This window comes from Streptomyces sp. SudanB182_2057 (assembly GCF_964272715.1).
Lineage (GTDB): Bacteria > Actinomycetota > Actinomycetes > Streptomycetales > Streptomycetaceae > Streptomyces > Streptomyces rubradiris.
Genome location: NZ_OZ186798.1, coordinates 2,174,874 through 2,196,442, shown reverse-complemented (window position 1 = coordinate 2,196,442; position 21,569 = coordinate 2,174,874). Strand labels below are relative to the sequence as shown.

General features: G+C 72.8%; 18 protein-coding genes. 7 read left to right on the top strand and 11 right to left on the bottom strand.

Annotated elements, in window-relative coordinates:
* Window positions 1-11: 11 nt before the first annotated feature.
* The 7 genes from sbnA to ACSURM_RS09215 all read right to left on the bottom strand — a co-directional run bounded on the left by sbnA (window position 12) and on the right by ACSURM_RS09215 (window position 11,166).
* Entirely contained in the window at window positions 12-1,037 is a 1,026-nt protein-coding gene (sbnA, locus tag ACSURM_RS09245; protein ID WP_436954530.1) for a 2,3-diaminopropionate biosynthesis protein SbnA, read from the bottom strand.
* A gap of 37 nt (window positions 1,038-1,074) precedes the next feature.
* Entirely contained in the window at window positions 1,075-2,145 is a 1,071-nt protein-coding gene (sbnB, locus tag ACSURM_RS09240; protein WP_436954529.1) for a 2,3-diaminopropionate biosynthesis protein SbnB, read from the bottom strand.
* On the bottom strand, window positions 2,142-3,146 hold the full coding sequence (locus tag ACSURM_RS09235) for a TauD/TfdA family dioxygenase (protein WP_436954528.1): 1,005 nt from the start codon (window positions 3,144-3,146) through the stop codon (window positions 2,142-2,144). Before ACSURM_RS09235 ends, sbnB begins: the two co-directional genes overlap by 4 nt.
* Window positions 3,147-3,188: 42 nt before the next feature.
* Window positions 3,189-6,491, bottom strand: coding sequence for a non-ribosomal peptide synthetase (locus tag ACSURM_RS09230; protein ID WP_436954527.1), 3,303 nt, complete (start codon window positions 6,489-6,491; stop codon window positions 3,189-3,191).
* 12 nt (window positions 6,492-6,503) lie between these two features.
* Window positions 6,504-9,089, bottom strand: coding sequence for a Pls/PosA family non-ribosomal peptide synthetase (locus ACSURM_RS09225; protein WP_436954526.1), 2,586 nt, complete (start codon window positions 9,087-9,089; stop codon window positions 6,504-6,506).
* 273 nt (window positions 9,090-9,362) lie between these two features.
* Window positions 9,363-9,956, bottom strand: a complete 594-nt coding sequence (locus tag ACSURM_RS09220; protein ID WP_436954525.1) for a hemerythrin domain-containing protein — start codon at window positions 9,954-9,956, stop codon at window positions 9,363-9,365.
* Between the two features lie 10 nt (window positions 9,957-9,966).
* Window positions 9,967-11,166 carry a hypothetical protein gene (locus ACSURM_RS09215; protein WP_436954523.1) on the bottom strand — a complete coding sequence of 400 codons (1,200 nt, stop codon included), beginning with the start codon at window positions 11,164-11,166 and terminating at the stop codon, window positions 9,967-9,969.
* 269 nt (window positions 11,167-11,435) lie between these two features.
* On the opposite strand from ACSURM_RS09215, the gene ACSURM_RS09210 reads away from it, so the two are divergent.
* Genes ACSURM_RS09210 through ACSURM_RS09200 form a run of 3 tightly spaced genes read left to right on the top strand, consistent with a single transcriptional unit; the run spans window position 11,436 to window position 13,190 of the window.
* On the top strand, window positions 11,436-12,098 hold the full coding sequence (locus ACSURM_RS09210) for a YqjF family protein (protein ID WP_436954522.1): 663 nt from the start codon (window positions 11,436-11,438) through the stop codon (window positions 12,096-12,098).
* The gene (locus tag ACSURM_RS09205; RefSeq protein ID WP_436954521.1) at window positions 12,055-12,744 is read left to right on the top strand and encodes a hypothetical protein; all 690 of its coding nucleotides are present in this window, start codon (window positions 12,055-12,057) and stop codon (window positions 12,742-12,744) included. Before ACSURM_RS09210 ends, ACSURM_RS09205 begins: the two co-directional genes overlap by 44 nt.
* A gap of 47 nt (window positions 12,745-12,791) precedes the next feature.
* Window positions 12,792-13,190, top strand: coding sequence for a hypothetical protein (locus ACSURM_RS09200; RefSeq protein WP_436954520.1), 399 nt, complete (start codon window positions 12,792-12,794; stop codon window positions 13,188-13,190).
* A 30-nt stretch (window positions 13,191-13,220) separates the two neighbouring features.
* Here the strand turns inward: ACSURM_RS09200 and ACSURM_RS09195 are convergent, their stop codons facing one another.
* Window positions 13,221-13,958 (bottom strand): IclR family transcriptional regulator, encoded by a 738-nt coding sequence (locus tag ACSURM_RS09195; protein ID WP_436954519.1) that lies wholly within the window; start codon window positions 13,956-13,958, stop codon window positions 13,221-13,223.
* Window positions 13,959-14,323: 365 nt separating this feature from the next.
* On the opposite strand from ACSURM_RS09195, the gene ACSURM_RS09190 reads away from it, so the two are divergent.
* On the top strand, window positions 14,324-15,325 hold the full coding sequence (locus ACSURM_RS09190) for a hypothetical protein (protein ID WP_436954518.1): 1,002 nt from the start codon (window positions 14,324-14,326) through the stop codon (window positions 15,323-15,325).
* A 17-nt stretch (window positions 15,326-15,342) separates the two neighbouring features.
* Here ACSURM_RS09190 and ACSURM_RS09185 read toward each other — a convergent pair whose 3' ends face one another.
* Both ACSURM_RS09185 and ACSURM_RS09180 read right to left on the bottom strand, forming a co-directional pair.
* Window positions 15,343-16,194, bottom strand: coding sequence for an alpha/beta fold hydrolase (locus tag ACSURM_RS09185; RefSeq protein ID WP_436954517.1), 852 nt, complete (start codon window positions 16,192-16,194; stop codon window positions 15,343-15,345).
* Window positions 16,195-16,309: 115 nt separating this feature from the next.
* Complete coding sequence (locus tag ACSURM_RS09180) at window positions 16,310-17,515, bottom strand: MFS transporter (protein ID WP_436954516.1); 1,206 nt, start codon at window positions 17,513-17,515, stop codon at window positions 16,310-16,312.
* A gap of 121 nt (window positions 17,516-17,636) precedes the next feature.
* Between ACSURM_RS09180 and ACSURM_RS09175 the strand changes: the two genes are divergently transcribed.
* Window positions 17,637-18,107 (top strand): MarR family winged helix-turn-helix transcriptional regulator, encoded by a 471-nt coding sequence (locus ACSURM_RS09175; RefSeq protein WP_436954515.1) that lies wholly within the window; start codon window positions 17,637-17,639, stop codon window positions 18,105-18,107.
* Window positions 18,108-18,309: 202 nt separating this feature from the next.
* The gene (locus ACSURM_RS09170) at window positions 18,310-19,491 is read left to right on the top strand and encodes an acyltransferase family protein (protein ID WP_436954514.1); all 1,182 of its coding nucleotides are present in this window, start codon (window positions 18,310-18,312) and stop codon (window positions 19,489-19,491) included.
* Window positions 19,492-19,592: 101 nt separating this feature from the next.
* Here the strand turns inward: ACSURM_RS09170 and ACSURM_RS09165 are convergent, their stop codons facing one another.
* Window positions 19,593-20,378, bottom strand: coding sequence for an SDR family NAD(P)-dependent oxidoreductase (locus tag ACSURM_RS09165; protein ID WP_436954513.1), 786 nt, complete (start codon window positions 20,376-20,378; stop codon window positions 19,593-19,595).
* Window positions 20,379-20,546: 168 nt separating this feature from the next.
* On the opposite strand from ACSURM_RS09165, the gene ACSURM_RS09160 reads away from it, so the two are divergent.
* On the top strand, window positions 20,547-21,335 hold the full coding sequence (locus tag ACSURM_RS09160; RefSeq protein WP_436954511.1) for an SDR family NAD(P)-dependent oxidoreductase: 789 nt from the start codon (window positions 20,547-20,549) through the stop codon (window positions 21,333-21,335).
* Window positions 21,336-21,569 lie beyond the last annotated feature (234 nt).

The window sequence follows — 21,569 nt, the reverse complement described above, 5'->3', positions numbered from 1 at the left end:
AACCGGAGCGGCTAGGGTCTGCGGCGCCGGCCCGGTGCCCGGGGGGCCGGGTCGTCGTCCCAGGCGGGGGGCGGCAGCCCGGCCGAGCCCAGCAGCTGCTCGCCGTACAGGTCGTGGAGCCAGTTGGTCTGGTACACGGTGTCCAGGTAGCGCTCGCCGAGGTCGGGGGCGATGGCCACCGCGGTCAGCTCCCGGGTGTCCTGCCGGGCCAGCCACTCCGTCGCCGCGCTGACCACCGTTCCCGTGGAGCCGCCGAACAGGAAGCCCCGCCGGGCCAGCCGGTGGCAGGTGCGGATGGTGTCCGCCTCCTCCACCCGGATCACCTCGTCGACGTAGGACTCGTCCAGCAGCGGCGGGCGCATGCTCATGCCCAGGCCGGGGATCATCCGGCGGCCGGGCGGGCCGCCGAACGCCACCGACCCCATGCTGTCCACGGCGACGATCCGCACCGGCCGGTGCCACTCGCGGAACCAGCGTGCGCAGCCCATCAGGGTCCCCGCGGTGCCGGTCCCGACGAACAGCACGTCCAGGCCCGGGAAGTGGCGGGCGATCTCCGGCGCGGTGGTGCGGTAGTGCGCCCGCCAGTTGCCCGCGTTGGTGTACTGGCTCAGCCACACGTACCGGTCGTCCGACGCGCACAGCGAACGCAGGTACTCCAGCCGGGTGCCCAGGAAACCGCCGTTCTCGTCCAGGTCGGTCACCACGTGCACATGACTGCCGAGGGCCTCCATCAGCAGCTTGGTCGACAGGTTGCACCGGGGGTCCGTCACGCACAGGAACCGGTAGCCCTTGCTCGCCGCGATCATGCTGAGCGCGACGCCCAGATTGCCGGACGAGGACTCGACCAGGATGGAGTCCGGCTTCAGGCTCCCGTCCCGCTCGGCGCTCTCCACCATCTCGTTCGCGGCCTTCAGCTTGATGGAGCCGGCGAAATTGAAGCCCTCGCACTTGAGGTAGAGGCGGCATCCGAATATCGACTCCAGATCGACGAAGAGGCTCCCTTCGTTGAACGCGTGGGGAGCGGAGATCACGGGCACGGCGGGCCTCCTGTTGCCAGAGCCGGGGGAAACGGCCTCAGCCGTAGCGACGCAGGTCGTGGAAGAAGTCGTCGACGAGGCGGAGTCGGCCCGCCCGGGCGACCTGGTCGTAGACGTACTTGCCCACGGCCAGGTCGAGGACGCCGAGGCCGAAGGGGGAGAAGATCACCGGCCGGTCGGACGGCGGCGCGGCCCGGCCCAGCAGCACGTCGTTGAGGGTGCCGTTGAGGAAGTCGCGGTTGCCGGTGCGCTGTTCGACCAGGTGCGGGGAGGTGTCCGCCTTCAGGCAGTGCTCCACGTCGTCCACGAAGTTGGCCGAGGCGAGCAGCACCTCCGGCGCGAGGTCGCGCAGCGAGATGTGCAGGACCAGCGGGTTGTGGTCGAACCAGGCCGGGGTCGTGACGTGCGGGCGGCCGGCGACGGTGGCGAAGACGACCAGGTCGCTGGCGCGGATCAGGCCCTCCGCGCTGTCGTGCACGGTGACCGGCTCGGTGGCCCCGCTCTGCCGCAGATAGCCGCAGAAGCCCTCGGTGCTGGCGGCGGACACGTCGTGCACGCCGATCGCCTCGAAGTTCCAGCCGGTGCGGGCCAGGAAGGTGTGGATGTACCGGGCGATCAAACCGGTGCCGACGAAACCGACCCGGGCCGGCCGGGGCCGCTCGCGGCTGAGCCAGTCGGCGGCCAGCGCGGCGGACGCGGCGGTCCGGGTCGCGCTGATGATGGAGCTCTCCAGGCAGGCGAACGGGTAGCCGGTGTCGTGGTCGTTGAGGATGAGCACGGCCGACGCCCGCGGCAGCCCGGCGTCCACGTTCTCCGGGAAGCTGGAGATCCACTTCAGCCCGTCCACGTGGACGGACCCGCCGATGGACGCCGGCAGCGCGATGATCCGCGAGCTGGGACGGTCGGGGAAGCGCAGGAAGTACGACGGCGGGTTCACCGACTCCCCGGCGCCGTGCAGCCGGTAGGTGGCCTCGACCAGCTCCACCACCTGTCTCTCGGACCCTTCCAGGGCCTTCTTCACCTGCTCGCCGGGGATCACGGCGAAGGTCGGCACGGACGGCGGGCCGGACTCGGCCGCGCGGGCGGTGTGGGGCAGTACGTCGGTCATCGTCCGCTCGCCTCCGGGGTGAAGGAGCCGTCGGCCACCTGCCGGGGCTCGGCCATGCCGACCAGGACCCGCCGCTCACCGGTGAACGGCTCCCTGCTGTGCGCGGTCCGGATGTTGTCCACCAGCAGCAGGTCACCGGCCTGCCAGGACTCGCGCCGGGTGTGCTCCTCGTAGGTGGCGTTCAGGCGCTCGACGACGTCCGCGCCGATCGGGGCGCCGTCGCCGTAGCAGGTGTTGAACGGCAGACCGTCCGGGCCGTACTCGTCCACCAGGTACTCGCGGACCTCCGGGGCGAGCGTCCACTCGTTGAGGAAGGCGATCTGGTTGAACCAGCAGCGGCGGCCCGTCAGCGGGTGCCGGACGACGGCGGCGCGGCGCTGCCGGGTGCGCAGCGAACCGTCGGCGAGCCAGGTGAAGTCGATGGCGTTGGCCCGGCAGTAGTTCTCGATCGCGGTGCGGTCGGCGGTGCCGAAGGACTCCTCCAGGGACGCCCCGATCTCGTCGTTGTAGCTGCGGACCAGCAGCCAGCCCTCCTGCTCGAACCGTCGCGTCAGATCGGCGGGCAGCGCCTCCAGGACCTCCTCGGCGTCGGCCACCGCGGTCGCCCCGCCCGTCTCGGGCGCGGTCAGGCAGGCGAACAGCATCAGGCCGGGCACCCGCAGCCGGTAGCTCAGCTCGTGGTGCATGCACATCGGCTGGTTGGCCGGCCACGGCGTGGAGGTGTACAGCCCCGGGCCGGCGGCCTCGCGCGGCGCGAACGCCTCCGCCTCCGTCATCGGCTCGCCCGCCAGCCGGGTGAGGACGGCGCCGACCTGCTCGGGGTCCGCCAGGCCGAGGCCGCGCACCAGCAGTGCGCCGTGCTCGGTGACCCGTGCGCGCAGCGCCTCGCGGTGCTCGGCCGCCCAGCCGGCGGGGTCGCCCGGCGGAGCGACGCGCAGCATCGCTGGTCTGTCCGGCCGCAGCTCCACGTCGAGCGGTGCTGCCAGGGATGAGGACGGCATCTCGGTTTCCTTTCCGGTCGCCCGTCGGATGGGGACGGGCCCTCAGGTGGAGGCCAGCGGCACGGCCGCGGTCAGGACGGCCCGCGCCGCCCCGTCCGGGCGCGTGCGCGGGAAGTAGTGGCCCCCGTCGGGCAGTTCGTACAGGTCGACGTGGTCGGCCAGCAGCCGCCAGTCCCGGTGGCGCGCGGCGTAGCCGGCCGTGTGCGGGTCGTCGGCGGCCACGACCACCGTCACCGGCGCGGCCAGCCTGACCGGCGGCGGGGAGGCGAGCGCCGCCAGCAGATAGCGGTGCGCGGACACGCAGTCGTGCCGGTAGGCGGCGCCGACGCGCTCGGCGTGCCGCTCGTTCAGTTCGGCGAGCTCGGTGTAGCCGCTGTCCGCAGCCAGCCGCGCCGCGATCTCCGCGTCACTGCCGCGGGTGAGCCTCTCGACGGCGGCGCCGCGCTCGGCGGCGGTGCCCAGCAGTTGCGCGCCGAGGAACACCCGGGTCACGCGCACCCCCCGCTCCTCGAGCCTGCGGGCCGTCTCCAGGGCCGGGGCGGCGCCCGAGGAGTGCCCCCACAGCATGACCCGGGTCAGGCCGCGCGCCGTGATCTCGGCGGCGACCCGCTCGGCCACCTCCGCGAGCGGCGCGAACGGCTCCCGCCGGTCCGCCGGATCGTGCCCGGGCGGGTCGACGGCGAGCACCGCCAGACCGCTGCCGGCCAGCGCCGCCGCCATCGGCCGGTAGTTGACCGCGTTGCCGCCCGCGTAGGGGAAGCACACCAGCGCGCACTCCGGGGGGCCGTCCGGCTCCGACAGCGGTTGCAGCAGCCGGGGGCGGGCCCGGCCGGCTCCGTCGAGGACGGCGGCCAGGTCGGCGAGGACCGGATGGCGGGTGATGTCCTTCAGCGACACCGCCCGGTCCAGCGCGACGCTGAGCTTGACGGCGGTCAGCGAGGTGCCGCCGGAGTCGAAGAAGTGGTCCGTGCGGCCGATCCGTTCCTCGGGCACGCCCAGCAGCTCCGCCCAGACCGCCGCCAGCCGCCGCTCGGTCGGGCCGAGCTCCTCCCCGCCCTTGGCGGCGCGGTCCGGCGGGGCGGCCCCCTCGGCCTGCCCGGTCCGCTCGGCCAGCGCGGTCAGCGCCTTGCGGTCGGTCTTGCCGTTGGCGGTCAGCGGAAGGCTCTCCCGCCAGTGGAAGGCGCTGGGCACCATGTAGGAGGGCAGTGCCGCCGCGAGCGCCTCGCGCAGCGTCTCCGGGGGGACGCGCCGGCCGGTGTGGAAGGCGATCAGGTGCTTGTTGCCGCCGCCCCGCTCGGCGACGACCACCGCGCCGTCGCGTACCCCGGGCACCCGCAGCAGGGTGTTCTCGATCTCGCCGATCTCGATGCGGAAGCCGCGGATCTTGACCTGGTTGTCCCGGCGGCCGAGGAACTCCAGCTTGCCGCCGGGGTGCCAGCGGCCCAGGTCACCGCCCAGGTACAGCCGCTCACCGGGCCGGTAGGGGTCCGTCCGGTACGCCTCCCGGGTCCGCTCGGGATCGTTCACGTACCCCCGGCCCACGCACACGCCGGAGAACGCGATCAGTCCCGGGGCGCCCAGCGGGACCAGCGACAGGTGCTCGTCCACGACGTAGACGCGGACGTTGTGCACCGCGCGGCCCAGCAGCACCCGGTCCGGCACGCCGTCCAGCACCTCGTGGTTGGTGTCGTCCGAGGTCTCGGTCAGCCCGTAGGCGTTGAGCAGCCGGATCCCCGGCTGGAGCGCGAACCAGCGCTGCGTCAGCTCCCGCTTCAGCGCCTCCCCGGTCACCGACACGCACCGCAGGTCCGGCAGCGCGCGCGGACGCTGCTCCAGGTAGGAGACGACGACCTCCAGGTAGGAGGGCACGAGCTGGGCCACGGCGACCCGGCCGCGCACCAGCGTGTCCACGAACCGCTCCACATCGGTGATCACGTCCTGGCCGACCAGCAGCGTCCGTCCGCCGGTCAGCAGCGCGGACAGCAGTTGCCACAGCGAGATGTCGAAGCACTGCGGCGCGGTCTGCGCCACCACCGACCCCTCGCCGATCCCCAGGTCGTCGATCTTGGCGTACAGGTGGTTGAGCAGGCCCGCGTGCTCGCACATCGCCCCCTTCGGCTCCCCCGTGGAGCCGGAGGTGAAGTAGATGTACGCCAGCCGGCCGGGCTCGACGGGCAGCGCGGGGTCGGTGTCGGGGTGCGGCTCGGCGTACGCCGTCTCCACCGGCAGCTTCTCGGCCCCCGGCACGGCGGCCAGCGCCTCGTCGAGGTGCTCGGTACTCCCGGACTCGGTGAGCACCAGCCGGCAGTCCGCCCGGGTGAGCATGGCCGCGATCCGGCCGGGCGGGAAGTGCGGCTCGACGGGCAGGTAGACGCCGCCCGCCTTGAACACCGCCAGCGTCGCGGCCAGCCAGTTGGGATCGCGTTCGGTGACGACGGCGACCACGTCCTCCGGGCCCAGCCCGCGCGCCAGCAGCGCGTGCGCCAGCCGGTTGGCACGCGCGTTCAGCTCCCCGTACGTCCACGTCCGCTCGCCGTGCACCACGGCCACCCGGTCCGGGTGCCGCCGTGCCCGCCGCTCGAACAGCTCGTGCGCGCGGGCGTCCGGCAGCTCCCGGTGCGGTCCCGCCAGCCCGTGCAGCTGCTCGCGCACCTCCTCGGCGGAGAGCAGGCTCTGCTGCCCGTGGTCGGCGTCCGGGGCGGCCGCCAGCAGGGCCAGGGCCTTCAGGTGGTAGCCGCCGATCCGGGCGGCGGCACCGGCGTCCAGCACGTCGGCGCGGTACCGCAGGCGCAGCACCAGCCGCCCGCCCCGGTCGTACCAGCGGACGCGCAGCACGCCCTCGTCGGCGTCGCCTTCGGCGCGCCGGGTGTCATCGGCGGCGTGGGCCGCGTCGGCACCCGCCGGACCGAACACCACCTCGTACGGCGGCTCGGCCAGGCCCAGTTCCCGGCGCAGCGCGGCCACCGGGAACTCCCGGTGCGCCAGCAGTTCCGCCTCGGCCCGCTCGGCGGCCGTCACCAGCGCCCGCCAGGACCCCGGCGGGACGGTCAGCCGGCACGGCAGCGGCTCGCCGCGCACCCCGGCGGTGTACCCCGTCACCACCTCCGGCTCGCCGGACAGCGCGGCCAGCACCTTGGCGTGCGCCGCCAGCAGCACCGCGCTCAGCGGGAGCCCGGAGCGCCGCACCAGGGCGCGCACCGCGGCCGTCACCTCCTCCGGGACCGCCGTCTCCTGCTCCGGCACGCCCGGCACCGGCTCCGCGGCCCAGCGCGGCACGGCGGTCGCGCCGCCGGCGGTCAGCACCCGGCTCCAGTAGTCCCGGTCGGCTTCCACGCGCGTTTCCATCGATGGCCTTCCTCACCTGGTGGCGGCAGCGGCGGCGTCGGTCTTCTTCTCGGCGAGGTCGGGCGGGAGGGGCCCGCCGCCGGGCTCCGGCATGTCCACGGCCGGGTTGCCGCCCCAGTGGGCGCCCGGGGGGACCTCCTCGCCCTTCATCAGGAAGGAGTCGGCGGCCAGCACCGAGCCCTCGCCCATGGTCACGCCGTAGTGCACATGGGCGGCCACGCCCAGCGTGCAGCGGGCGCCGAGGGTGATGCCGTCGGACTTGAAGGTGCCGTCCTCCTGCGAGTGGCACTGGATCTTGCTGCCGGCGTTGAGGGTGCACTCGTCGCCGACGGCGGCGAGGGTCCGCTCGGTCATGAAGCAGCCGTCGTCGAACACCCGCTTGCCCATGCGCACCCCGAGCAGCCGCCACACGAGGCTCTTGTAGGGGGTCCCGTTGAAGATGTTCAGGTACTGCACCGGGACCTTCCACAGGCGCTCGTGCAGCCAGAAGTTCCGGTCGTAGATGGAGCACAGCTGGGGCCGCAGCGGGCGGAACCTGGTCATCGAGCGTTCCACCAGCACGTAGTACGCGGTGGTCATCAGCAGGGTCAGCGCCAGGAACAGGGCGATCACCACGTGCCCGGCCACGCCGTACAGCTCGACGGAGACCAGGCCGAACAGGGTCAGCAGGAAGACGTGCAGCCAGCGCGCGAACAGCATCAGCGTCATCGACAGCAGGTTGTAGCGGTTCTTCGCGGAGAGGTGGCGGCGCAGCTCCTCGCCCGTGCGCAGATGGTCGAACCGGGCGTCGCGGTCCACCGAGCGGGGGATCTCGAACGGCGGCGAGCCGAGCAGTCCGACGTCCGTGCGCACCTCGCCGTCCAGCGGCACCAGCACCTTGGTCGCCAGCAGGCAGTTCTCGCCGGTCCGCCCGCCCGCCGGATAGGCGATGTTGTTGCCCAGGAAGTTGCGCGGCCCGATCGTCGCCCGGGACAGCCGGAAGGACGTACTCGAGTACTCGGCGTTCACCACCGACAGCCCGTCGGCCACCATCGTCCCGGTGCCCACGGTGACCAGGTACGGCGTCTCGTGCTGCACCTCGGTGCCGAAGTTGGACCCGGTCTGCTCGACGCGTGACAGGTCGTAGCCGAGTCCGCGGAGGTAGTGCACGATGTACGAGCTGTCGCCGAACAGCCAGGTGAAGAACTTGATGTTCGTGATGCGGACGGCCACCCGGTGCAGCGTGTAGTGCGGTCCGTACAGCGGATAGACCCGCTCGGGCCGGACCAGCAGGCGCAGCAGCCGCGGCACCGTGTACAGGGCGACCAGCCCCAGGCCGACGAAGCCGAAGAACAGGGCGAGGGAGACGGCCAGGGCGTCGGGTATCAGCTCCGGCCGGCTCAGCACGGCCGTCTGCGGATCGAGCCGCTTGCCGATCGCCGGTATCCCGGTGAACACCATGTACACCCCGCCGAGGGCGATCGGGATGTAGACGAACACCAGTTGCAGCAGCGTGAAGGTGCCGAACCAGGCCCTGCGCAGGGTGCCGCACCGGGTGGGCGGGACCCGTACGTGGTCCACGTCGGTGGGCTCCGCCGGGGAGCCGTGCCAGCGCTCGCCGTCCGGGACGGCCTGGCCGCGGTGCAGCGCGGAGGAGTGGCCCAGCTGGGCGCCGTCGCCCAGCGAGGTGTCGATGTCCAGGACGGTCTTCTCGCCGACGAACGCGTCCCGGCCGATGGTGACCCGGCCGGTCTGGATCCGGCCGGCGTGCGCCCGGTAGCCCAGGAAGAAGGAGTCCTTGCGGATCAGCGTTCCGGCACCGATGGTCAGCAGGTCGGTGCAGACCGGCACCGAGCGGGAGAGGATCGTGACGCCTTTCCCGATCCGCGCGCCCAGGGCCCGCAGATACAGCACATACAGCGGGGTGCCGACGAGGAACACCATCGGATTCGCGTGCAGCAGCACTTTCACGAACCACAGGCGCGCGTACGCGAGCCCCCAGACGGGAAACTCGCCCGGTTTCCACCGGCCGACGAGAATCCATTTCGCGAGGACCGGAAAGGCGCACAGCGCGACGAACGCGGTGCCGCCGAACACCAGCGAGCGCAGATACACGTTGCCCGGGCCGGAAGCCTCGGAGATCCATTCGTATCCGCCGGCGGCTATGTATCCGTAGACGAGGGAGTAGACCAGGAAGACAAGTAGCTGGAACGCCCCGCACAACCGGTGGTGCAGCGGGTTCACCCGGGTCACCGGGACCGGTGCCGGCGCCGCTGCCTCGGCCGCGGGGGCCGCCGGGGCGGCGCCGTCGGGCGAGGCCGGCGCGAGGGCCTCGGCCAGGCCGCGGATCGTGGGGTGCCGGTAGATGTCCCGGATGGAGGGGGAGGGCAGATCCGGTATTTTCCGCAGCCGGGCGCAGAACTGGGCCATGACCAGGGAATTGGCGCCCAGATCGGTGAAGAAGTGGCTGTCGGCCGCGACGTGGTCGGCCTCCACGAGTTCGGCCAGTGCCGCCGCGAGTTTCCTCTCGGTCTCCGCTCTGGCCGGTGCGGTGTCGCTCATGGTGACGGCGGTTTCGTCCGGCCCGGATATGGGGACCTCGGAGGACTGCTCCACCATTCGATCTCCTGAGGACGTATGGATGGCCCTTGCCGTCCGGATCCATTTCGATCACGAACCGCCGTTTTCAGTCTGGCGAGCCGGACGGCACCCTGCCACTCAACGAAGACCGCGGCGCCCCCGGAAAGTGGCCCCGGCACTGCCCTTTCCGGCCCCTCATGCCTCCCGCGCCCCGGGGTTCACCCGATCGGCGGGCCCCGGACGCAGTAACGACGGCCGGGGCCGGCCCCCGACGGGACCGGCCCCGGCTCGCGCACCCGGGCGGGACGGCCGTCAGCCGTCCTTGCCCATGGCCTTGCGCACCAGGTCCTTGGTGCGGTCCATCAGCGCGGCCACCGGCCCGAGCGCCAGGTTCGCCGCCCCGGACTCCACACCGGGGTGCGGATGCGTGGGCGCCATGGCCTCGGCGGCCTTGACGGCCTTGGCCATGGCCGCGAGGTTGGTGACGTCGGTGCTGCGCCGGATGTGCGTGAACTCGTAGCGTTCCTCGGCCCGCGCGTGCTCCTGGACGTCCGTGCGCAGCCGTGCCAGCCGGGGCAGGAACTCCGGGTCGTCGGTGTCCATGTCGTCCAGCGCGGCCAGCGCCTCCTTGGCGGCCCGCTCCTCCGCGAGCCGGTCCTCGACGACGCCCTCGCCGCCGGGCATCGCGCGCCGGGCGAAGGGGTGGACGACCTCCTCCTCGGCGGTCTCGTGCACGGCCAGCAGCCGCACCAGCCGCCGGAACGCGGCGCGCCGCTCGTCCCCGGTCGCGGCCTCGACCTCGTCGAAGAGGTTGCGGATGTCACCGTGCTGGCGCATCAGCAGCGCCACCACGTCCGTGTCCTTCGCCCCGTCGGCACCGGCCTGCGGCGTGTGCAGCTCGGACATGTCGGCTCCCTCACTTCTCGCGCATACGGGGATCGGGGTGCTCGCCCTCGGACTCGACTCGGTACTCGCGGCCGAACATCTGGTCGTGCTCCGCCATGACCCGCTCGCTCGGGGGCTGCTCGCCGCCGTGGATCCGCTCCTGCATCTTCTCGAACCGCTCGTGCGCCTCACGCACATAACCGGCGCCGAGCGTGGTCAGGTCCATCTGGGTGTCGAGCAGGTTCCGCAGGTACTGCTTGTTCGGCTCGAAGGTGAGCACGTTCGGCAGCTCGGGCGCGAGGACCTCCTGCGGCTCCCGGCCGTCGTAGCGGCGCATCAGGTCGCAGGCCGTGTGCAGGTGCTCCAGCTCCATGTTCAGGTGCAGCTCCCAGATCGCCTTGACCTTGGGGTCGCTCTCCTGCTCCATGAAGGAGTAGTAGAGGTAGCACTCGTTGTACTCGTGGTTGACCAGCTGCTCCCACCAGGTCTCCCCGGGGTCCACCAGGGACTCGTAGTGGGTGACGTGCTCCTCCTCGATCAGCCCGATCTCCTGGTACAGCTGGCGCGCGATCGGCTCCATGTAGGTGGGGCCGGTGTTCATGTAGAAGTTCATGGTCTGCTGCTCCGCGGACATGATCGTCAGCGCGTGCAGCTTCGACAGCGGGCTCGTGGCCGCCTTGTCGTAGGGGTCGCGGACGTTGTCGTACGGGTCGCGGTGATGGAACTTCGTGGGCCGGCCCGGCATGACCTCGGTGAGGTTGTCGACGATCGACTCGGCCTTGCGGTGCTCGATCATCTCGTACAGGTTGGCGTACCGGTACAGGTGGTCGAAGTCCTCCAGGACCCCGAACTCGTACGCCTGCTTCAGGTACGGGTCCGGTTCCATCCGCGCCACCCACGCCGTCAGGTCCACCGCGACCTGCTCGTAGGCGATGGTGGTCTCCAGCACCGAGGAGACGCCGGGCAGCAGCCAGTTGACGACCTTCTGCTGCTGGGCCTCGATGTACCGGGTGCGGGCCAGCTGCCGCTTGACCTCCGGGTCGGCGGTGTTGCGGGCGAGCTGGTGGCTGAAGAGGATCGCCTCCACCTCGATGCCGTTCATGGTGATGACGCGGCACCGGGTGTAGGGGTCACAGCGGTCGGGGTCGATCGGCTGCACGTCGAGCTCGCGCCAGTTGCGCAGCTGACGGTCCAGCGGGATGCCCCGCTGCTCCAGGGGGTTGAAAGTCATGGAGGCCACTCCTGTGACGGTTCGGGGGCGGTGAGGTACCCCCGTCGCCGCACCGCATGCGAGCACCAGGGCACCCCGCTCATGTTTCAGCCACGCGGGCCGCCCGGCCACCGCCCGCGCCCGGACGGCCGGGAGCTTCCTCCCTTCGTGCGAGCCACTGGGCTGTTCGCCTCCTTCCGTTTCCGCCGGGCGGGCGGGGGGACCCGTGCCGTGTGGCGGCCTACGGAGCGGAACAGCGGGTACGGCTGCCGGCGCTGTGTGCGGGCTGGATGACGCAGACGTTCGTCCACTGGGCGTATCCCGTGGAGGCGGTGCGGGCACTGGTGCCGGAGCCTTTGGTGGTGGAGGAGTACGAGGGCAGCGCCTGGGTGGGGTTCACCCCGTTCGTGATGACCGACGTGCGCCCGCCCGGCGTACCCTCCGCGCTGCCCGGGCTGCCCACCTTCGCGGAGACCAACCTGCGGACCTACGTCCGGCACCCGAACGGCCGGGACGGGCTGTGGTTCTTCTCGCTGGAGGTCGCCTGCCCGGTCATGCTGGGCGCGCGGGCGATCGGCGCGCCGTACCACCCCGGCGACCTGGAGGTCGCCCGGAGCGGCGGGACCGTCCGCTACTCCGGCCGCAGGCGCCCGGGCCGCGCCTCGTACCGGCTGGTCGTCCGCCCCGGGGCCCCGCTGGAGCGGCCCACCGAGCGGGACGTCTGGCTGACCTCGCGCTGGCGGGCGTACACCCGGCGGCTCGGCCTGCTGTGGGAGACGCCCGTGGAACACGAGCCCTGGCCGCTGGCCGGTGCCACCGTCGAGGAGCTGGAGGAGACCCTGACCGCCGAGGCGGGTCTGCCGGCCCCCGCCGGCGAGCCCGTCGTGCACTTCTCGGACGGAGTCGGACATGTGCGGATGGGAGTCTCGGTGCCCTGCTCGCGGACGCCATGAGCCCGGGCGGACGGGCGCCGGGGAAGCCGCCCGCCGCCGGCGGACGCTCCGCTTCGACGGCTGGATCGCCGGCCTGGGCACGACCTCCGGCACCCGGGTCGTGCTCGGCCACTGGCAGCGGTCGCCGTTCGGCCCGTTCAGCGACGTGATGCTGGAACGGCCGGACGGCGAACGGCTGCTGCTCGCGCCCACGCCGGAGACGGCCGAGTTCATCGACGGCACCTACGTCTTCGACACCGTGCGCGTCGTACCGGTGCGGGCCGGCGTGGCGGACGACGTCTGGACCGTCGCCGCCGGCCCGCTCCGGCTGCGCTTCGTCACCGGACGGCGCCGGCCGCTGGGCCTGCTGCTGCGGGCCGTACCCGCCCCGCTCGCCTGCCGTCCGGCGTGGAGCGCGCTTACTGATGTCCCGGCCCGGCTGCTGCTGCCCGGCGTCCGCACCCGGGGCAGCGCCGGGGCGGGCCGCCGCGAGTGGTACGGCGCACGGGACCTGCGCGCGGTCCGCGCGCTCGCCGGGTCCCTCGACGGCGCCGACCTCGGTGTCCTCGCCCCGGTCGACCCGCCGGTCCGCTTCGGTTTCGGTTCGGTGCCGAGACGGCCCTCGCTCACCCGGGTCACCACCACGGTGCGGCTCGGGGCCGGGTGAGCGGCGCCGGCCGGGGTACCCGTCCCGTCCCGTGGAGGGAGGCTCACATGGCCAGCACGCCGGACCGGGAACCTGGGCGCGGTATGGCGGTGGCGCACGGCGCCTTCAACGTGGTGGGCGGGCTGTGGCCGCTGGCCCACCTGCGCAGCTTCGAGCGGGTCTTCGGGCCGAAGACCGATGTGTGGCTCCAGATGACGACGGGCGGGCTGCTGGCCTGCTCCGGCCTCGCCCAGCTCGCGGCGGCGGCCGACCCCGGCGGTCCGGCCCACGCCCGCCGCATCGGCCTGGGCACGGCGCTGACCCTGCTGGCCGTCGACCTCGTCTACGTGCCCCGGGGACGCATCCGCCCGACGTACCTCCTGGACGCCGCGATGCAGACGGGCTGGATCACCGCCTGGCTGCGCACGACCGTGCGGCGCGCCGGGCGGGCCGGTCCGGCGCGGTAGCCGGGGCGGCCCGCCGCCGGGAGCCGCGGGTCAGCCGATGCCCTCCGTCTTCAGGAGGTGGGACGCGGTGATCGCCAGCTCGCGCAGCCGGTCCTGCGGCAGCCGGGACGCCGGGCCGGACACCCCGAGGGCGGCCACGACGCGGCCGTGCCGGTGCACCGGCACCGCGGCGCAGCACAGTCCGGGCTGGTAGTCCTCCATGTCGACGGCGTAGCCGAGTTCGTGGACGGCGGCGACGTGCTCCCGCCAGCGGGCCCACTCCTCCGGCTGCTCACGGGCGAGGCGTTCGGCGGTGGCCGGCCGGAAGGCGAGCAGGACGTGCCCGATGGCGGTGCCGAAGAAGGGGTCGTGCCCGCCGACGGGTACGGCCAGCTTGAGCGGCTGGGAGGACTCCACGGTGTCGATGTAGACGTAGTCCCGCAGTGCGGGGACGGCGAGGTAGCAGGTCTCGGCGCTGATCGAGGCCAGCTTGTCGAGCACCGGATGGATCGTGTCGCGCAGCGCGTCGTCGCTGCCGACGGAGCCGCGGGCGAGTTCGGTCAGGCGTTCCGTGAGGATGTACCGCCCCGCCGACGAACGCTGTGTCACGTACCCGAGCGACTCCAGCGTGGCCAGCAGGTTGTGCGCGGTGCTGCGGGACAGTCCGACGGACTCGGCCGCGTCGCTCAGGCGGACCCCCTCGGCGGCGGCGCCGACGGCTTCCAGCAAGGCGAAGGCGCGGGCCACGGACTGCACGCGATGCGGGCGTGTGGAGTCGGTTTCCACCATGCCGAATCTTCCTCTTCGTGATTGGGCACCGTCCCACATGAGGGGCAACGTGCTAGCGTTGTAGCGCAATGCGGAATTGAGCATGCCGTTTGCGAGCTGTAGTTCAACATACCGGAAATACTTGGTTTACGCCCTCGCTACGCCACAACGACAGCAGGGGCTCACCGGACGTGCGGGAGCGCGCCGGCCGCGAGGGCGCGATCGGCGAGGCCGGGCGTCGCGCCGCCGTTCCGCGGGGCCGAGCACAAGGGGGAAGTGTGCACACCGCCGACGCAGAGAAGGTCTCCTCAGCGGGGCAGGGCTCCTTAGCCGAGGCCGGGCCGGCGCCACGCGGCGCCGAGCCGGCATCGTCCGTCGCCGCAGAGGTGAGGCGCGGACTGGGCGGCCGCGTCGAAGAGGTGGCGGTCGGCCGCCTCCGCCCGGCCGCCTCGCCCAGACGCTGCCTCGACCCGGGCCACGTGGAGACGCTGGCCGCCCTGGACGACCCCTACCCGCCGGTCGTCGTCCACGCGGCGACGGGCCAGGTCATCGACGGCCTGCACCGCCTGGAGGCCGCCCTGCGCAGGGGCGACCGCACCATCGCCGTCCGCTACTTCGACGGCGGACCCGACGAGGCCTTCGTCTACGCCGTCCACGCCAACACCGCGCACGGGCTCCCGCTGTCGCTCGCCGAGCGCCGTACGGCCGCCCTGCGCATCCTCCGGTCCCGGCCCGCCTGGTCCGACCGGCGCATCGCCGCGGTCGCGGGTCTGTCGGCCCGCGTGGTGGCCGAACTGCGGGCCACGCGGTCCCCGGCTGGGGACCGCCCCGCGGTGCGGGTGGGCCGCGACGACCGCGCCCGCCCCGTCGACCCGCGCCGCGGCAGGGAACTCGCGGCCCGGCTGCTGCGCGAACAGCCGGACGCCTCGCTGCGGACCATCGCCGGGCAGGCCGGTGTGTCCCCCGGGACGGTACGGGACGTCCGCGCCCGGCTGAGCCGGGGCGAGGACCCGGTACCGGCACGCCAGCGCGGCCGGCGGCCGGCACCGGTGGCGGCCCCCGCGCCCCTGCGGAGCGCCGAGGCGCGGAAGCGGCCGGACGACGTCACCGCCGAGAAGCACGCCGACTTCCAGGCCGCCCTCCGCGCGCTGCGCCAGGACCCGTCCCTGCGGTTCACCGAGGTGGGCCGGTTCCTGCTGCGCATGCTGGAGCCCCAAGTGCCCCTGGCCACCCAGCAGCAGCGGATCCTGCACAGCGTTCCGGGCCACTGCGCCCCGCTGCTGTCCACCGCCGCCCGCGCCTACGCCGACTCGCTGCGCCGGTTCGCCGACCGGCTGGAGTCCGAGGTGGCGGTCACCGGCCCGGACGAGGTCTCGCGTGCGTCCTGACGGGGCGTGCGCGGGGGTCAGGACGGCAGCGCGGGGTCCGGCTGCCGCGGGCCCGGCGTCCGCTCCGGGCGCCGGCCCGCGATGAACTCGGCCACCAGCCTGGCGAACCACTCCGGCGACTCGAAGGGGAAGGCGTGCCCGGCGGCCACATGGGTCAGCCGGGCGCCGGGCACGAGCTCGGCCATCCGCTCCTGGTGGTACGGCGGGACGACGGCGTCGTCGGTGCCCGCGATGACGAGCGCGGGCGCCGTGACCCGGGGCAGCAGCCGCGCGATGTCGACCTCCTCGTCGAGCAGCAGCTGCCGGGCCGTGCCCTCCGGCCGGAACATCGCGGCGAAGGCCGCGACCTCGCGCTCGAACGCCGCCGCGTCCTGGAAGTGCGGGGCCGTGGCCCGGAAGGCGGTCAGCAGGACCAGGCGGGCCAGCAGTTCGGTGTCCGCCGCCAGCAGCCGCCGCCACAGGGCGAACTGGGCCGTCAGCCTGGTGTCGCTCGTCGCCCACCCCGCGTGCAGCACCAGCGAGCGGACGCGGTCGCCGGACTGGGCGGCCGCCGCCGCTGCCACGCAGGCCCCGAGCGAGTGCCCCACCAGGTGGAACTTCGTCAGGCCGGCGTCGTCGGCGGCGGCGAGCACCTGGCGGGCGAGGTCGTCGACGGTCAGCGGCGCCCCGCTGTCCGTGGTCGTGCCCGCGCCGGACAGGAAGGGAGCCACCACCGTGTGGCGGGGACGCAGTACGTCGATGAGGTGGCCGAAGTTGCCGTCCGGGGTGGCTCCGGTGCCGTGGACGAGGACGACGCCCTCGCCGGAACCCGTGTGCAGGTACTCCACCACGCTCGGGCCGGAGGACAGTTCGGTGCGTACTCGGGGCATGGGTGCTCCTTGCCGGGGAGGAAGTCGGACCGCCGGGGAGGAGTCCGGCGGAAGTGCGGCCCCGCGCCGTCGGCGCGGGGCCGCACGAGGGCGGGCGGGCGGGACGCCGTCGCGGTCAGCCGCCGGACGCGGAGGTGGTGACCGGCGTGGCCGGCGACGCGGGCGCGGTGCCCTGCCGGCCCCGGCGCTCCATGCCCACGGAGACGACGGCCAGCAGGATGCCGACGGTGGTGATGACGGCGCCCACCCAGTTCGGGGAGGTGTAGCCCAGGCCCGCGTCGATGGTCACACCGCCGAGCCAGGCACCCACCGCCGCGCCGAGGTTGAAGGCCGCGATGTTCGCCGCGGACACGAGCGTCGCCGGACCGCCGGCCAGCTGCATGACCCGCGTCTGGAGCGGCGGAATGGTGCCGAACCCGACGCCGCCGAGCACGAACAGGGTGATGACGGCGGTCACCTTGTTGTGCGCGGTCGCGGTGAACAGCAGCAGGACGGCGGCGAGCGCGATCAGCAGGGTGAAGATGGTCGCGGTCAGGGCGCGGTCGGCGGCCTTGCCGCCCAGGTAGTTGCCGGCCACCAGCCCCAGGCCGTACAGCGCCAGCAGCCAGGTGATGCTGGACTCGGAGAACCCGGCCACGTCCGTCATCATCGGCGTGACATAGGTGAAGGAGGCCAGCAGGCCGCTGAAGCCGATCGCGGTGACGGCGAGCGCCAGCCAGACCTGCGGCTTGCGGAAGGCCGCCAGCTCCGCGCGCAGGTTGCTCTCCTCGGCGACCGGTTCGCTCGGCACCAGGGTCATGATGCCGAGCAGGCCGACCAGCCCGAGCACCACGACGCCCCAGAACGCCGCTCGCCAGCCGAAGTGCTGGCCGAGTACGGTGCCCATCGGCATGCCCAGTACATTGGCGAGGGTGAGGCCGGTGAACATCAGCGAGATCGCGCCGGCCTTCTTGTCGGGGGCCACCAGGCCCGCCGCGACGACGGACCCGACGCCGAAGAAGGCGCCGTGGCACAGGGCCGACAGCACCCGGCCGGTCATCAGCAGGCCGTAGGTGGGCGCGACCGCCGCTACCAGGTTGCCCGCGATGAACAGCAGCATCAGCCCGACGAGCAGGTGCTTGCGGCGCACCCGGGTGGTGGCCGCGGTCAGCACGGGCGCTCCGACGACCACGCCCAGCGCATAGCCAGAGGTCAGCAGACCCGCGGTCGGGATGGAGACATCGAAGTCCGCGGCGACTTCGGGCAGCAGGCCGTTGGTGACGAACTCGGTCGTGCCGATTCCGAAGGCGCTGATCGCCAGGGCCAGCAACGCGAGGGGCATGGGTGTCCTTCCTTTGTGCAGACGCTCATAGCAAGCGTGCACAACAGTTGCGCACGCCAGCTATGGGCGCAAGCGGATAGCGTGCACACGCATTGCTCATAGAGAATCCCGGGAGGCGCCCATGTACATCCCCGACGACTCCTCAAAAGTCCGCGTGCGCGGCTGGCGCACCCTCGCCGCACTCCACTGCGATCTGGAACGGACCCTGGAGGGCGTGCTGCGTCCGCACGGTCTGTCGGTGGTGGAGTACACCGTGCTGGAGGCGCTGGCCCGGCAGGACGGCTGGCACCTGCGCATGAAGCAGCTGGCCCGGGTGGCCGCGCTCAGCGACAGCGCCGCCACCCGCATGGTCAACCGGCTGGAGGCGCGCGGCCTGCTGGCCCGGGTGCTGTGCACGACGGACCGGCGCGGGGTCTCCACCGAACTGACCGCCGCGGGGCGGGACCTGCTGGCCGCGGCGCGACCGGCACACGACGCCGCGCTCTGCCGGGCGCTGGAGGAATCGCCGCTCATCGGCGAACTGGCCGCCCTGCTCGGCTCCTTGGCCGAGGCGGGCCGGCCGGCGAAGGACGCCGACGGGGTGTGCAACTGAAGCGATCAGCGGTTGCACACCCGGCTGTCCAACTCACGTACCCACGGCGCGTGGCCGCTCACCTGAGCAGCCACTATCGTCCGAGGCCGACGAACTCCGGGGCCGGTAGAGGCCGTTGTCGACTCCCCGCCCCGCAGACGAACTTCCCCCCTCCCCACCGGGCGGACAGGCGCGCCGCGCCGTGCCGCCGAAAGGAGTGACCGTGCCCGACCGGCAAGCCAGCGGGACCAGGCAGAAACTGCCCTCGCTCACCGGCCTGCGGTTCTACGCCGCAGCGCTCGTCTTCTGCTTCCACACCTCGCTCACCAAGATGGTGGACCCGTTCGCCGACCGGGGTTTCGCCGACGGCTACGGCGTGCTCTTCAGCAAGGCCGGCTGGGCGGGGGTGTCCTTCTTCTTCGTCCTCAGCGGCTTCGTGCTGGCGTGGTCGGCGCGGCCGGGCGAGCGGCTCGGCCCCTTCTACCGGCGCCGGCTGCTGAAGATCTTCCCCAACCACGTCGTCACCTGGGCCGTGACCCTCCTGCTGTTCTCCTCGACCGTCGGGGGAGTGGCGGTGTGGCTGCCGAACCTCTTCCTCGTCCACTCCTGGATCCCCCGCCTGGACACCTTCGTGAGCGTCAACCAGCCCAGCTGGTCGCTCTGCAGCGAACTGCTCTTCTACCTGCTCTTCCCGCTGCTGTGGCGCTGGGTCAAGGACCTGAGGAGCAGCCGGCTGTGGGCGTGGTTCGCCGTCACCTTCGCCGGCCTGCTCGTCACCCAGATCGTCATCGACACGGCCGTACCCGCCACTCCGCGCCTGGCCGAGTGGCCCCTGTCCGAGACGCAGTGGTGGCTCGCCTACAACATCCCGCCGCTGCGCCTGTTCGAGTTCGTCCTCGGCATGCTCATGGCCCGGATCCTGCGGGAGGGCCGGTGGATCGGCCTGGGCATCGCCCCCGCGCTGGGCCTGACCTGCCTCGGCTACGTCCTGGCCCTGGCCGTGCCCTGGCAGTACGGCCTGAACGTCACCCTGGCCGTGCCGCTCGCCCTGCTCGTGACGGCGGTGGCGGCCGCGGACGTCGCCGGACGCCCGACCGGTCTGCGGGGCCGGGTCATGACCCTGCTCGGCGAGGTGTCGTTCGCCTTCTACCTGGTGCACTACCTGGTGCTGCTCGCCGTGCAGGACCTGCTGGACGGCCGCAGGTTCGCCACCCCGGCGGCGCTCGCCGTCGTCGCGGTGTCCTTCGTCGCCGCCCAGCTGCTGGGCTGGCTGCTCTACGCGGCGGTGGAGCGCCCGGTCATGCGCCGCTGGGCCGGCCGGCCGCGCAAGCGCGAGGACACGCCCGCCGGGCCCGCGGCCGGGCCCGCCCCGGGCACGCCCCAGCCCGTCACCCAGCAGGTCTGAGCGCGTCCGCACACGCAGAAGGGCGGGGAGTGGCCTCCCCGCCCTTCTGCCGGTCCCGCGAGCGTGCCCTCACCGCGCCCCGCGGGACGCGGCCCCGCGCGTCACAGCACGCCGCGCAGCACGCCGCCGTCCACCCGGAGCGCCGAACCCGTGGTCGCCGACGCCTGCTCGGAGCACAGGTACACCACCAGGTTCGCCACCTCCTCGGAGGAGGCGAGACGGCCGAGCAGCGAGGTGGGCCGCTCCTTCTCGATGAACAGCCGGCTCGCCTCCTCCGGCGAACCCGCGGCATCGCCCACCAGCTCGCGCACGAACTTCTCGACGCCCTCGCTGAGGGTCGGTCCGGGCAGCACGCTGTTCACCGTGACGCCGGTGCCGCCGACCGCCTCGGCCAGGCCCCGGGCCACGGTCAGCTGAGCGGTTTTCGTCATGCCGTAGTGGACCATCTCCGGCGGCACCTGGACGGCGGATTCGCTGGAGACGAAGACGGTCCTTCCCCAGCCGCGCTCCACCATCTTCGGCACATAGTGCCGGGACAGCCGGATGCCGCTCATCACATTCACGTCGAAGAAGCGCTGCCACTCCTCGTCCGGGATTTCAAAAATCGGCTGAGGGGCGAAGATTCCGGCGTTGTTCACCAGAATATCCACGGTCGGAAAAGCCTCCACCAGCGCCCGGCAGCCCGCCGCGGTGCCCACGTCGGCGGCCACCTTGTGGACCCGCTCGGCGGAGCCGAACTCGCCGAGGGCCTTGTCCAGGCGTTCCTCGGTCCGCCCGTTGAGCACCACTTCCGCACCGGCGGCGTGGAGACCCTTGGCGACGGCGAGTCCGATTCCGGCGGTGGAACCGGTGACCAGCGCGACGCGGCCCGAGAGATCGATATGCACGGCGTGCGTCCTCCTTCTGCAGAGGGTTCGGTGAATTCGCTGTGCGACTCTAACCCGCACTGGACAAGAACCGGGGTGTGCGAGAAACACTCGTCCCGCACACACTCGTCAGGCACCGGAGAAAACACCGGAAGAGAACCGGAAGAGAACCGGAAGAGAGAGGAAGCCGTGCAACACAATCTCGCGGAAAAGGTCGTTCTCATCACCGGCGCGGGCGGCGGAATCGGTTTCGCCACGGCCCGCGCGTTCCTGGCGGAAGGGGCGTCCGTGGTGGGGGGCGACCTCGACCCGGGAGCGCTCGCGGCACTGGGCGACGACAGGGTGCTGCCGGTCGAGGCCGACCTGCGCGACCCCGACGGGGCCCGGCGGCTGGTCCAGGCGGCGCTCGACCGCTTCGGGCGCGTCGACGTCCTGCACAACAACGCGGGAGTGGCCACGGTCCGGCCGGAAGGCTTCCTCGGCGTCGGGGACGACGCCTGGCGGGACGTCCTGGAGCTGAACCTGCTGGGGTACGTCCGGATGTCCCGCGCCGTGCTGCCCCACATGCTGGAGCGGGGCAGCGGTGTGCTGCTGCACACCGCCTCGGAGGCGGCTCGCATGCCCAATCCCAGGCTGCCGGACTACAGCGTGGCGAAGGCCGGGGTCCTCATGCTGTCGAAGACGCTGGCCAGGGAGTTCACCCCGCGGGGCGTGCGCTCCAACGTGATCTCTCCCGGCTTCATCCGCACGGCCGTCTACGACCGCCCGGGCGGCCTGGCCGACGCGCTCGCCGAGGAGTTCGGCACCGACCGCGAGACCGCGCTGAAGCGGTACGTCGAGCTGAACGGCATCCCGGCGGGCCGGCTCGGCAGGCCGGAGGAGGTCGCCGCGGCGGCCGTGCACCTGGCCTCCGACGCGTCGGCGTTCGTCTCCGGCGCCGAGATCGTCGTGGACGGAGGCGTCACCCCGACCGTGTGACGCGCGCCCCACCCGCCCGGATTCTGCTTGGTGCGATTCGCAGCCGAGCAAACCTTGATCCTTTTGGTGATGCGGGATCTAGGCTACGGTCAGTTGAACCCGGTGAGCGACAGCCGAGCTGCGGTGAGTGACCGCGCCGTCGTCCCGGACTCGTCCACGTGCGACAGAGAGGCCGCACGACCACGCGCCGGGGCACCGGCCTCCACGGTGCCCCGGCGGCGAAATTTCGAGGAG

Coding starts and splice junctions, on each gene's coding strand:
- ACSURM_RS09180 (WP_436954516.1), bottom strand. CDS start 17,515: ATGCCCCTCGCGTTGCTGGCCCTGGCGATCAGCGCCTTCGGAATCGGC.
- ACSURM_RS09235 (WP_436954528.1), bottom strand. CDS start 3,146: ATGCCGTCCTCATCCCTGGCAGCACCGCTCGACGTGGAGCTGCGGCCG.
- ACSURM_RS09195 (WP_436954519.1), bottom strand. CDS start 13,958: ATGGTGGAAACCGACTCCACACGCCCGCATCGCGTGCAGTCCGTGGCC.
- ACSURM_RS09200 (WP_436954520.1), top strand. CDS start 12,792: ATGGCCAGCACGCCGGACCGGGAACCTGGGCGCGGTATGGCGGTGGCG.
- ACSURM_RS09185 (WP_436954517.1), bottom strand. CDS start 16,194: ATGCCCCGAGTACGCACCGAACTGTCCTCCGGCCCGAGCGTGGTGGAG.
- ACSURM_RS09175 (WP_436954515.1), top strand. CDS start 17,637: ATGTACATCCCCGACGACTCCTCAAAAGTCCGCGTGCGCGGCTGGCGC.
- ACSURM_RS09225 (WP_436954526.1), bottom strand. CDS start 9,089: ATGGTGGAGCAGTCCTCCGAGGTCCCCATATCCGGGCCGGACGAAACC.
- ACSURM_RS09205 (WP_436954521.1), top strand. CDS start 12,055: ATGTGCGGATGGGAGTCTCGGTGCCCTGCTCGCGGACGCCATGAGCCC.
- sbnB (WP_436954529.1), bottom strand. CDS start 2,145: ATGACCGACGTACTGCCCCACACCGCCCGCGCGGCCGAGTCCGGCCCG.
- ACSURM_RS09215 (WP_436954523.1), bottom strand. CDS start 11,166: ATGACTTTCAACCCCCTGGAGCAGCGGGGCATCCCGCTGGACCGTCAG.
- ACSURM_RS09230 (WP_436954527.1), bottom strand. CDS start 6,491: ATGGAAACGCGCGTGGAAGCCGACCGGGACTACTGGAGCCGGGTGCTG.
- ACSURM_RS09220 (WP_436954525.1), bottom strand. CDS start 9,956: ATGTCCGAGCTGCACACGCCGCAGGCCGGTGCCGACGGGGCGAAGGAC.
- ACSURM_RS09210 (WP_436954522.1), top strand. CDS start 11,436: ATGACGCAGACGTTCGTCCACTGGGCGTATCCCGTGGAGGCGGTGCGG.